The 12739-nt window shown below is 32.6% G+C and carries 13 protein-coding genes; all 13 read left to right on the top strand.

Translation table 11 applies throughout. From position 1 onward, the window contains the following. Window positions 1-35 precede the first annotated feature (35 nt). Window positions 36-518, top strand: a complete 483-nt coding sequence (locus tag ACIQX2_RS14115; protein ID WP_402851613.1) for an MgtC/SapB family protein — start codon at window positions 36-38, stop codon at window positions 516-518. 240 nt (window positions 519-758) lie between these two features. Next, window positions 759-2033, top strand: a complete 1275-nt coding sequence (locus ACIQX2_RS14110) for an ammonium transporter (protein ID WP_402851610.1) — start codon at window positions 759-761, stop codon at window positions 2031-2033. 54 nt (window positions 2034-2087) lie between these two features. Then, entirely contained in the window at window positions 2088-3062 is a 975-nt protein-coding gene (locus ACIQX2_RS14105) for a DUF294 nucleotidyltransferase-like domain-containing protein (protein WP_402851607.1), read from the top strand. Then, window positions 3052-3774 carry an exonuclease domain-containing protein gene (locus ACIQX2_RS14100; protein ID WP_402851603.1) on the top strand — a complete coding sequence of 241 codons (723 nt, stop codon included), beginning with the start codon at window positions 3052-3054 and terminating at the stop codon, window positions 3772-3774. The genes ACIQX2_RS14105 and ACIQX2_RS14100 overlap by 11 nt, the downstream gene beginning before the upstream one ends. A 328-nt stretch (window positions 3775-4102) precedes the next feature. Continuing rightward, window positions 4103-4756: a sugar transferase gene (locus ACIQX2_RS14095; RefSeq protein WP_402851600.1), complete on the top strand. Its 654-nt coding sequence runs from the start codon at window positions 4103-4105 to the stop codon at window positions 4754-4756. 28 nt (window positions 4757-4784) lie between these two features. After that, the gene (locus ACIQX2_RS14090) at window positions 4785-5537 is read left to right on the top strand and encodes a tyrosine-protein phosphatase (protein WP_402851597.1); all 753 of its coding nucleotides are present in this window, start codon (window positions 4785-4787) and stop codon (window positions 5535-5537) included. 57 nt (window positions 5538-5594) lie between these two features. Further along, the gene (locus tag ACIQX2_RS14085) at window positions 5595-6338 is read left to right on the top strand and encodes a YveK family protein (RefSeq protein ID WP_402851594.1); all 744 of its coding nucleotides are present in this window, start codon (window positions 5595-5597) and stop codon (window positions 6336-6338) included. Then, window positions 6331-7023, top strand: coding sequence for a CpsD/CapB family tyrosine-protein kinase (locus ACIQX2_RS14080; RefSeq protein WP_402851591.1), 693 nt, complete (start codon window positions 6331-6333; stop codon window positions 7021-7023). The genes ACIQX2_RS14085 and ACIQX2_RS14080 overlap by 8 nt, the downstream gene beginning before the upstream one ends. A gap of 267 nt (window positions 7024-7290) precedes the next feature. Next, on the top strand, window positions 7291-8199 hold the full coding sequence (locus ACIQX2_RS14075) for an NAD-dependent epimerase/dehydratase family protein (protein ID WP_402851588.1): 909 nt from the start codon (window positions 7291-7293) through the stop codon (window positions 8197-8199). Between the two features lie 212 nt (window positions 8200-8411). Beyond that, window positions 8412-9245, top strand: a complete 834-nt coding sequence (locus ACIQX2_RS14070) for a glycosyltransferase (RefSeq protein WP_402851585.1) — start codon at window positions 8412-8414, stop codon at window positions 9243-9245. Window positions 9246-9252: 7 nt separating this feature from the next. Then, window positions 9253-10353 carry a glycosyltransferase family 4 protein gene (locus tag ACIQX2_RS14065; RefSeq protein ID WP_402851582.1) on the top strand — a complete coding sequence of 367 codons (1101 nt, stop codon included), beginning with the start codon at window positions 9253-9255 and terminating at the stop codon, window positions 10351-10353. Next, window positions 10350-11639: an O-antigen ligase family protein gene (locus ACIQX2_RS14060; protein WP_402851579.1), complete on the top strand. Its 1290-nt coding sequence runs from the start codon at window positions 10350-10352 to the stop codon at window positions 11637-11639. Before ACIQX2_RS14065 ends, ACIQX2_RS14060 begins: the two co-directional genes overlap by 4 nt. Then, window positions 11605-12546, top strand: coding sequence for a glycosyltransferase family 2 protein (locus ACIQX2_RS14055; protein ID WP_402851576.1), 942 nt, complete (start codon window positions 11605-11607; stop codon window positions 12544-12546). Before ACIQX2_RS14060 ends, ACIQX2_RS14055 begins: the two co-directional genes overlap by 35 nt. The last annotated feature ends 193 nt before the right edge of the window (window positions 12547-12739 follow it).

Genomic DNA, 12739 nt, shown 5'->3' with positions numbered 1-12739 from the left:
GTTATCGAAATAGTATTTTTAGGGGGACTTCCATTATGGACTTCATTACTACTTTATTTAATTCGCATTATGATTTATACATTCGTTTAGGTGTGGCAACTCTTATAGGATTTTTCATTGGACTAGAGCGAGCGATAAAAAATAAACCAGCTGGAATAAGGACACATATTTTAGTATGTTTAGGATCCACTTTAGCAATGGCATTGTCATCCTTAAATCAAGGAGCCTATATGGATCCGATGCGTTTAGCAGCACAAGTAATCAGTGGTATTGGGTTTCTTGGCGCGGGTGTTATTTGGGTAGATAAGGATAATGTAAAACGAGGACTTACAACTGCAGCAAACCTTTGGATAACTGCATGTGTGGGTTTAACTATTGGGTATGGTGCGTATGATCTTGCAATCATTACGGTCGTCCTAATGTTCATCGCGATGAACTTACCAAAGTTAGTAGTTAAAATGGGTATACTTCCTGCTCGAGGAAAAGAAGAAGAGGATAGCGATGGGGAATGGGATTAAAAGATGCATGGTAGAAAAACTGTCATCACTGTTATTGCAGTGATGACAGTTTTTTTATTTGAGAGAAATTTTTTTTGTGAAAAACAGGATGGTATAAGGGATTTAAAGAAATATGAATTAAAAATTAAAATATATTCAAAAAATTTAGTTGACATTTACTTGAAAATGAATAGAATAAAAATATAAATGATGTCATGTTTTCTAACATAAAAATATGGCGTTAACTAAAATTAGGGAGAGATGACAGTGGAAGATGTAATGTATTTGATGAACAGTGTGTGGACAATGATTGCCGCAATTTTAGTCATTTTTATGATTGGTGGATTCATCTTACTGGAAGCTGGCTCAACAAGAATGAAAAATGCTGGTCACGTTGCAGGAAAAACAATATTTACATTTGGTCTAGCTTCTATGGTTTTTTGGGCTGTTGGCTATGGCTTTATTTTCGGAGGCGATGCAAATTTCTTCGTAGGAATGTCTGACTTTTTCTATAGTGGGGAAATTTTAGAGGGAGCAGGTCTTGCAACAACTGTATTTTTTGTTTTCCAATTGGCATTTGCAGGAATTGCAATAACAATTGCACTAGGGGGATTTGCAGAACGAGCAAAATTATCCGCATATGTTATTTTCACTATTCTTTTCGGAATAATTGTGTACCCTGTAATTGCACACTGGGTGTGGGGGGGAGGTTGGTTAGCCGAACATGGTAAGCAGGATTTTGCAGGCTCAACGGTAGTTCATTTAACAGGAGCAATGGCTGCCCTTGCAGCAACAATGATTCTCAAACCAAGAATTGGGAAGTTCAATAAAGACGGCTCGGCAAACAATCTTGCCGGACATAACCAAGTATATACAGCTTTAGGTGTGCTTATCCTTTGGGTTGGTTGGTTCGGATTTAACGCTGGTAGCACGATATCTGTAGATGCCGCATTCTTTGGATTTGTTGCATTGAATACAACGCTTGCTGCAGGAGCTGGTGCTGTTGCGGCAACATTAATCTCCTGGGTAGTACTAGGTAAGTCTGATATTCCAACAATTCTAAATGGTGCATTAGCAGGATTAGTTGCTATTACTGCTTCCTGTGCATTCGTAGATGTTTGGGCATCTGTTGTCATAGGTTTAATAGCTGGAGTATTAGTATTTTATAGCGCAAGATTTTTTGAAAAGCGAAAAGTGGATGATCCAATTTATGCGTTATCTGTACATGGTGCTGCTGGCGTATGGGGGACATTATCAACTGGTTTCTTTGCAACACCTGAGCTTGCATCCGTGGGGAAAGCAGGATTATTTTACGGAGGTGGATTTGAACAATTGGGTGTTCAACTAATGGGTGTTGTATCTTGTGGTTTATTTGCATTTATAGTTTCCTATGCTATCCTTTTCACAATGAAAAAAGTAATGGGTGGTATACGAGTAACAGAGGAAGAAGAACTTATGGGCCTAGATATGAGCGAACATGGCAACTATGGTTATCCAGAACAAATGATTTTAGAAGAGTCGAAATCACTTAATTAACTGACAAAAAGCCTCTATTACTTAGAGGCTTTTTGTCTAAAAGGGCGTGATTTAGTGGAAACGTATGAATCTATTCGAAAATGGAAGGAACTAAATATTACAAGCTTCCTAGATGACATCGTTTCTCTCAATGCTTTTCATGATCAGGTCATGCTTAAAGTATTAGACGTAGCAGCTAAAAGAATGGACACTTATCCTGCTCCTTGTGATTTTTCTTGGTTTATTACTGGTAGTGGAGGTAGATTAGAACAGGGGTTAATAAGTGATCAGGATCATGGAATTGCTTATGAAATAGCTAATGATGAAAACGATCTGTATTTTCAGGTTTTTGGGGCGGAAATTTCTACAGGTTTATATGAGGTAGGTTACCCGTATTGTGAAGGTAAAGTGATGAGCTCTAATGCTAGGTGGTGTATGTCCTATGATGGTTGGACCAGACAACTCCAAGACTGGGTGAACGATGAAAGTTGGGAGTCGATTCGTTACCTTCAAATTTTCTATGATGCACGAGTGATTCATGGAAAGATGGGATTCATTCAACAGTTGAAATCATTCATTCATGCTTATCAATCGAAGCACCCTATTTTACTAAGTAGGTTAATTGCTAATGTCGAGCACGTGAAAAATGTAATTGGTCCAATTGGTCAGCTATTAGTGGAAAGGCATGGTATATATCAAGGATGTGTGAACTTAAAATACGCTGGATTTCTACCATATGTAAATGCCATTCGACTCCTGTCTATAAGAGAGGGAATAGTGGAAACTTCCACTTTAGTTCGAATGAATCAGCTAATTCAATTTCAAGAATATGCAGTCTTACTGAAAAAGAGTGAAAGAAATTTTGCCGATTTGTTAACGTATCGTCTGTCATTATCACAAGTGGAAAGCTATTCGGATACACACTATTTACATGTAGAAAAACTGACTAAGATCGAACAAAAGGATATAAAACGAATTATTAAAGGCGGTATTAAATTACATCGTGAAGTGATTGCGTTGATGAAAAAGGGTGTTCCCAATGGCATTTGAGCCATTCATGCAAATTTTAAGGGGTATTCAAGCGAAACGTATGAATGTCGGAATAGGTGATGTTCAAAGTGCGCAACAAATGGCTTTTTTACGAAATCTGCAAAAAGAAATGAAAAAAGAGGATGCTTTAAAAATTCCCTTGGATGAGCTAAAAATTGTAGTTTTCGATATAGAAACGACTGGCTTTAACCCACAACATGGGGATGAGATTATTTCCATTGGTGCCATAAAAATGCATGGTTCCTCCATTCAAGAGGATGTGACTTTCTACAACCTAATTAACATTGATAAAGAAATCCCTTCTGATATTGTAACGTTAACTGGCATTACGCATGAACAATTAACAGAAGCTAGAACAGTAGGAGAAGTACTAATTGAATTTCTTCAGTTTACTAAAGAATGCACCCTTGTAGCGCATCACGCTAATCACGAAAGAAATTTTATGCAATACATCAGTACTAAAATATTCCACACACCTTTTACGCATCGGATAGTTGATACTTCTTTCCTTTATAAAATTGCAGAACCCAATATACAAATAAGTTCATTAGAGGGCTTATGTGAACATAATGGTATTCCAATAATAGGACGGCATCATGCATTGGAGGATGCAAAAATGACCGCCAAGCTTTGGAGCATTTATGTTGAGAAAGTTAAATTGCTAGGATGTGAAACGTTACAGGATGTATATGATCAATTTGCAAGAATCTAAAAGCACTACAGGAGACATATATCCTGTAGTGCTTTTTTAATAGAAATTCTATAGAGAATTCAAGGAACTCATGGACTAGTTAGAAAAATATCGAACTATACTATCAATAATCCCTATACATCCATTATTCTACGTAATAAAACAAATAAAAATTTTTACTTAGTCATGGATAGAATGTCCTCCTACATAAGGTATATGAGTACATATGCTAATAAGGATGGAAAACAACTTCATAACCATATGAGAATAGTTCTTTTTTATTGGAGCGTCGAATATTCTTTTATGTACGGAATTGTTTTCTAATATTTTATGTTAAGGAGAACAAATATTGGAAAAATTAGATCAACCATCCTATGAACATGCCCCACCGTTTTTCTATCGTAGATTTATTAAACGAACGGTAGATATAATAGGAAGCAGCTTTCTACTTCTTTTTTTATCCCCAGTCATACTTATTTTTTCAGTCACTCTATTAATCTTCTCAGGACGTCCCATATTTTATAAACAATTGAGGGCAGGCTTGTATAACCAACCTTTTTTTATCTGGAAGTTTCGGACAATGCAAGCGGAAGAAATAGAATCGAGCTCTCATAAATACGAGTGGAAAGATGAGGTGCCACAAGATTTTGAATTTACAACACCCCAAACACTATCTATCACAAAAATCGGCAAAATATATAGGAAATATAGTATAGATGAAATGCCTCAGCTTTGGAATGTTTTGAAGGGGGAGATGAGTATAGTAGGACCAAGACCCGAAATGATTGAAATAACTAAATATTATTCCTCTACCCAAAAAAAAAGATTACAAGTAAAGCCAGGAATAACAGGATATGCCCAAGTAAACGGTCGTTCTGCAATAACTCACGGGGAAAAGATTGCCTACGATTTATATTATGTTAAGCATTGCTCGTTTTTTTTAGACCTAAAAATATTACTTCAAACAGTTTATATAGTGATTACTGGAAAAGGTGCTTGGTGAACGAGGCAATAAAGAAAGGAAGAGGGTTTTGCTAGTAGACATTCATAATCACATTTTGCCTGGTCTAGATGATGGTCCTAAGTCTATAGAAGAAGCTCTGTTACTTGCAAAAAGTGCCGTTTCTAATGGTATTACGCATGTCATTGCAACCCCTCATCATCTAGATGCAAAATATAGAAATTCATCCATGGAAATTAAAAAGGCAGTTGCCGGTTTATACAGAGAGCTTTCTAAAAGGAATATAAATCTGAAAGTTCTACCTGGACAAGAAATTCATTTAGCAGCCAATATACTGGATGAACTTGAAACCGACCTTCTCACGCTGGCGAATAGTGGTAAATATTTATTAATCGAGCTTCCAAATGCCTATATACCTTCTCATACTTTGGAGGTTATATATAACATCCAGTTAAAAGGATACATCCCCATTATTGTACATCCAGAAAGAAATACAATTCTTCGAAAAAACAAACAGTTACTCTACGAATACGTATGTAAAGGAGTACTTATTCAAGTAACAGCTTCTAGTTTACTCGGGCTTAATGGCAGAAGCTTAAGAAAGTATACGAGAGAGTTAATCAAACACAATTTAGTTCACTTTCTTTCATCTGATGCCCACCATTATTTAAAAAGACCATTTCTTTTGAAAGAAGCTTTTGAATATGTAAAAAAAGAGTTCTCCGAAAGCTATGTTACTTACTTTAGTGAAAATGCAAGTCATATTGTATATGGCACTGATATACAACCTTTATCGCCTATTAGTTTTAAAAATTATTACTAAAATCAACTTAGAAATGGATGCATTTTTAATGTAATGGAACAAGGAGGCAGAAGCGTAATGGAAGAAGCAATTAGCCTACAAGAACTATTCAAAATTATAAAAAAACGTTTTGTACTCACTATTTCTATATTCGTTTTAGCTACTACTTTAGCTGGTATAGTTAGCTACTATTATTTGACCCCGATATTTCAAGCGTCCACACAGATTCTGATCAATCAGAAGGAATCGGAACAAAATCAATTTAACAGTCAGGATATCGATACAAATCTTCAATTGATCAACACATACAATGTCATTATAAAAAGTCCAGTCATTCTATCAAAAGTTATTGATAATTTGAATTTAAAAACGACACCAGATTTACTATATAAACAAATAACCGTCAATAGCGAACAAAACTCACAAGTGGTAAACGTTAGCGTACAAGACCCAGATTTACAACAGGCCATCGACATTGCTAATATGACGGCCGAAGTATTTCAAGAAGAAGTCAAAACACTGATGAATGTAGATAACGTTAATATTCTATCGCTAGCAGTATACACAAAAGATACGCAACCTGTTAAACCAAACTCATTACTTAATGTAGCAATAGCAGGAATCATCGGCTTAATAATTGGAATTGGAATAACTTTCATAATGGAGTATTTAAATACATCTATTAAAACGGAGCAGGATGTTGAAGAGTTGTTAAGACTACCAATTTTAGGGTTGATCAGTCCTATTTCAAATAAATATCTAAATAAAAGCCATGAATCGAAAAATCCCAATAGAAGAAGGAGGGCAAAAAATCTTGTTTAAGAAAAGGAAGAAAATAAAACCTGTAGCCCGAAAACTTGTCACTAGTACAAATCCACAATCCATCATATCTGAGCAATTTCGTACGGTTCGAACAAATATTAAATTCTCGATGCCAAACATGGAACTTAAAACTCTGCTATTTACTTCCTCATCTATGGGAGAAGGAAAGTCAACAATAGCAGCAAATGTCGCCATTGTATTTGCGCAAGAAGGAAAAAAAGTACTCCTCATCGATGCAGACTTAAGAAAGCCGACAATGCATCATACATTTCTCAAAACAATCTCTCCAGGATTAACTAACTTATTAACAGGACGTTGGCATCTGAACCAAGTGGTAAAAGAAACTGGAGTGAAAGGATTAGACCTCGTTACAAGTGGTCCATTACCTTCCAACCCAGCAGAAATTCTAGGATCGCCTTTTATGGATACGCTAATAACCAAAGTAAAAGAAAAATACGACGTAATTATATTTGATGCCCCACCAGTCTTGTCGGTTTCAGATGCACAAGTCCTCACCGACAAATGCGATGGCACCATTCTTGTTATCAGCTCAGGTTCAACCGAGAAAGTTAATGCCATTAAAGCTAAAGAAGTACTCCAAGCTTCTAATGCAAACATAATCGGAACAATTCTTAACAATTATAAAATTGGAAAGGATCATTATTATTATCAGTATTACGGGTAATTAAATGTACAAAAGTATATCCAAATTACTCTCAAAACGAAAGATTGGTGAGGGTAAGCAAGAATTTTTATTAAATTCCAATAGATATTAATTTTATCAGATGTTAAATATCAAACGGTTTAATAAATCTATTGTTAATATATAATTCAACCAAATCTAAAAAAATATGAAGGTGGCCATTAATATTAAAGAACCAATTTTTACATTCGAAAAAATGTATACAAAAAATTCTACGTATGGAAATCTTATTAAAACGGAGGATGTTATTTGAAAATATTGGTAACTGGAGCAGCGGGTTTTATCGGGTCCTATGTCGTACAAGACTTACTAGAAAAAAAATTTTCGGTAGTTGCAGTAGATAACTTATCCACTGGAAGTCTAATTAATCTACCAGAAAATGTTTTCTTCTATGACATCGATATTACCAAGAATGAGTTAGAAACTATTTTTCAAATAGAATCTCCAGATTATGTGATTCATCTGGCTGCACAATCGTCAGTTATTGAATCAATGAGTAATCCAGTAGAAGATTGCCAAGCGAACTTATTTGGCACTTTGAATATTTTACGCTATGCAAGACAATATGAAGTGAAAAAATGTGTTATAGCTTCTACGGCAGCCGTCTATGGTAATCCCACTATATTTCCAGTCTTAGAAGACAGTAAACTTTCACCACTCTCTTTTTATGCACTTTCTAAACTATCTGCAGAAAAGTATGCATTGCTTTACGAAAAATTATTTGGTCTTAAAAGTAATATATTGCGATTTTCCAATGTTTTTGGCCCTAAGCAACCAAATGGGGTCATAACAACTATTATTAAGCGTTTAATAGAAGGAGAAACTCCAATTATCTATGATGGCAATCAAACAAGAGATTTTATCTATGTTAAAGATGTTGCACATGCATGTGTTCAATCCATGCTATCTGAGCAAACTGGCATTTTTAATATTAGTTCAAATATAGAATTTTCTATTAAACAAGTATATAAAGAGATATCAGACTTGATGGGTGTTCATACTGAGCCAGACTATAAAGTCTTGAGAGAAGGAGAGATTGAAAGAAGTGTTCTATCCAACGGCAAAGCAATAGCTTCTTTAGGATGGTCACCTAATTATCGCTTAGAAGAAGGGTTAAAAGAAACAATACATTACTATGTTAATCTAAATGATATTTAAACGAAAGGACTATCCAGGCTGGACTACGAACACGTTTCTTACTAGAAGATGAAGAGTATGTGTATACAAGCTATCTTGTTAAGAAGGTTGCTGAAGAGAATGGTAAGAGTATATATGTCTAAAATATTGGGATTGTTTATTGTAATCTTTTCATAAGTGGTTTATGAAAAACACTTATGAATGAAATTGTAATTTGAAGGGTGGATATCTAAATGGGTGATGGTATGAAATATTCAGTATTAATGTCAGTTTACCATAGAGAAAAGCCTGCGAATTTGATAGAAAGTTTAGATAGTATTTTTAATCAAACTATCAAGCCTGATGAAGTGATACTAGTAAAAGATGGTGTATTAACTAAAGAACTAGAGGAAGTAATAGATACATACTTGAATAAACATAATGATTTTCATGTTTATGCATTAGAAAAAAACTGTGGTCTTGGAGTGGCTCTAAATTTTGGCTTGGTGCATTGTAGTAATGAAATAATTGTGAGAATGGATACGGACGATATTTCAGTTCAGAATAGAGTTGAAAAACAATTAGAATATTTAAAAGGCAATGGAAATGTAAGTGTGCTCGGTAGTTACGTTGAAGAATTTTTAGATGGAGATCATAGAAGTAAATATATTAAACAAGTTCCACTGGAAGATTATAAGATAAAAGAAATGTTTAAGAAAAAGAACGCAATGAATCACCCTTCTGTTGTATTCAAAAAAAGTGCTGTTGAATCCGTTAATGGTTACATTGAATTAAAATTTAATGAGGATTACTTTTTGTGGGTTAGGATGGCTGGAGAAGGCTTTAATTTTGCAAATATCGATGAACCATTGGTTAGAATGCGTATCAATAACGATACTTATTTACGACGTAGTGGATTAAAATATTTTAGTACACAAAATACAATATATAAATATATGAAAGAAAGTAAATATATAAATTTAAAAGAGTATATATTTGGTTACATGGTAAGAATAGTTTTTCGAGTACTATTAACTAACAAACTTAGAAAACTAGCATATACTAGACTATTAAGGCAAAGTATATAGGTAGAATATGAAATTATTATATGTAGTATCTAACCTAGAAAAATGTGGTCCTATTAATGTGTTATTTAACATTTTAAAAGAAGCAAGTATAGATAATAATTGTACAATTATAACCTTGTCGTCAGAAAATAGTAAATCAATGTTATTTGAATTTAAAAAGTATGATGTGAGGATAATTCAGCTCAATATGAAACGGAATCTCAAAAAAGAAAGTTATAAAACAAAACTAAAAAGGATAGTAGAAGATATAAATCCAGATATTATTCATAGTCACGGTTATAGAAGTGATAGATATATAAATTTAATAAATAAGGAAAGTTCCTTTCAACACATTACAACTTTGCACAATTTTCCATTTGCTGACTATCCAAAGTTTTATGGATTATTGCCAGGAATTTTATTATCGTTTTGTCATCTTTATATAATTAGACGTATTAAACATAAAATAGCTTGTTCTTACTCGATTGCTAAAAAATTCAAATTGCTCAACATGGAAAAAGTTTCAGTTATTCAAAATGGTGTTGATATTGAAGAGTTTAAGTCAATAGATAAGAAAAAAAAAGATAGATTACGCAAAAAATTAAATCTTCCAGAAGATAAAAAAATTGTGATATCTACCGGTGCAATTATTAAAAGAAAAAGGCCGATAAAACTTTTAAAAGCATTCAGTAATGGGGATTGGGGAGATAGGGTTATATTTATAGTCTTAGGTGACGGTAAATTATATAAAAAAATTGAAAAATATCGTAAGGAGAATATAAAAATATTAGGCTCAACAAATAACATTGCTGAGTATTTACAAGCATCTGATGTTTTTATTTCTAATTCTAAAGCCGAAGGATTACCCATGGCTATGTTAGAAGCAGCAGCCACGGGCTTAATAATAGTTGGATCAGAGATAGCGCCGCATAAAGAAGTTAGAAATTTATATAAAGATAAAACTATATTGTTTAAGGGGCAAAAAAATCAAACAATAATTAAAAAAATAAATGAGGCATTAATCGAAAGTGAACGGTGCACTAATAGTTCAAGTAAGTATAGTTTATCTAGTAAGAATATGGCTAATAAGTATTTGCTATATTATCAGAATATGAAGGTGGAGTATTGACATATTTAATTTTTTTGTTAATATTTGTTATTTTCATTTACTTTATAATTAAATATAGAGTAAATGGATTTATTTACCTTATAGTTTTTATGCTCCCTTTTAGATTCGAAATATTTTCAATTAGCGGCATCGGTATAAGAATTACTGATATTTTATCCATGTTTTACATTGCAATTTGGCTATTTACTGTTTTGCTAGGGTACATAAAGAAATCTGATATTAAGTTATTGAGCCCTATATTAATATTTTTAATTATAGTAGTTTTTGGTTTTTTAATTAATGCTTTTAGATTTAGCTCAATATCAAATATGATTGATCTAATTAGATTGATTTTAGCATTGATTACTGGAATCGCAATAGGTTCAAATATAAAAGATAGGTCAAATTTGATTATATTATTTAAAACTTGGGCAGTATCTGCAACTTTATCGTCTGCAATTAGCATATTCTTTTTTTTCTCAAATGGGTACAGTATAACTACTTTACTTAATTTGAACATTTTAAGCGTTGTTGAATTTTATTCTATTAAATTTTCAAATAGCGTCTTTTTTGAAGACCCTAATAATTTAGCTTCATACTTATTGGTTAGTATATTTATTACGATAGGATTGAGTGTTGATAATTATTTTAAATATAAATATAAGTATTTATTTCTGGCAATTCAAATTTTAGGTTTGGTATTAACTTTATCTCGTAGTGCATACTTGGCAGCTGGTATTACAGTAATAATATATTTATTTGCTCATAAAATTACAAATTATAAATGGCTGTTACTTAAAATAGGATTAATTTTTATAATTTTAGTTAATTCTTTTTCACTTATTAATTCAGTTAATTCAGTGCTTAATTCAGATTTGTCAGTGTTGAGTCGCAGTGGATTATGGCAAGTGGGTTTAAATATGTCGATATCCAATCCATTTTTAGGTGTAGGAATTGGTAATTCAAGTATTGTATTTAATCAGTATATAAGCTCATCACTTGTTTTATATAATCCTCATTTTCACAACCTATTTCTAACAATAAGTGCAGAAATCGGATTAATTGGACTAATTTATTTCATTTCAATTTTTTTCAAACATTTGTATAAGTGGTCTCGATCGACTGACAAGTTATATATATTTTTGTGTTTAGGATTGATTTCTTATTTAATTCAATCTCTTGGTGTTGAATACTTTGCATCTAGACATTTTTGGATCTTTGTACCTTTATTGATTCTCTATAGCTCACCAAAATTTAAAGGGAGGATGCATAATGGAGTTAGTATCGGTACTACTCCCAGTATTTAATGTTGATAAATACATTGAAGAAACTGTGAATTCTATTCTAAAGCAAACTTATACTAATATTGAAATAATAATAGTAGATGACTCCTCAACAGATAATACTTACAGTATTGTACAAAAGCTGCAAAAGTCAGATGGTAGAATAAAATTATATAAAAATAGAAAAAATCTACAAATTGCTAAAACACTTAATATTGCATACCAACACAGTAACGGAGATTATATATGCAGAATGGATGGGGATGATGTCTCACATTTAGAGAGAATTGAAAGGAAGCTTAATTATCTAAGAAGTAATCCAGAAATTTCATTAGTAGGTTGCAGTGTTAAGTCAATCAATGAAACTGGTGATTTGTTGGGTTGTAAGAAGATGTTATCAAATCAAGTAACTATCCATAAAACATTAAAGTATGCTTCTCCTGTATTTCACATTTGGTTAGCAAGAAGAGAAGTTTATGAAAAGTTAAAAGGGTATCGTCATATTCCTTATGTAGAAGACTATGATTTTCTCTTAAGAATGACCTCATTAGGATATAAGTATACTAATATTTCCGAATATTTCGGTTATTCAATTAGATTGAGGAGTGGAAATACAATTTCTACTGCAGGAATACTTCAAAGAAAAGCACATAGATATTGTTATAATTTATACCAAAGAAGATGCCAGGGATATGAAGAAAACTTTTCAATAGGAGATTTTAATGATTATGTTAGAACTACTTCGTTAGAATTTAAAATGTTTAAGAAATCAAATATCTTATTACAGAAAGCATTATTTATTAAAAAACGTATGAGTTTTAGGAAAATCATGTATGCATTCTTGTCGTACTTAATATCTAAAGAACAACGCAAATATATAAATGGAAGGCTTATAGTATTGTATCTGGGCAAGTCAAATAGTGTTGAGTAAATTGGATTTATTAATTGGTTGCTGTAGCATATTACTTTTTTCCTTATAACATAAATACTCCAAATTTACCTATAACACTTGTAAAAAGGAAAAATATATTCAAAAATGACAAGCATTTGATACAGCTACAGCACACTTTGTGTAAAATTATCCTCGATTGCTGATTGGCTGTGAGAACAATCTTGACCGAAAT

This window comes from Psychrobacillus sp. NPDC096623, from assembly GCF_044762655.1.
Lineage (GTDB): Bacteria > Bacillota > Bacilli > Bacillales_A > Planococcaceae > Psychrobacillus.
This window is presented reverse-complemented; position numbering and strand designations above follow the sequence as displayed.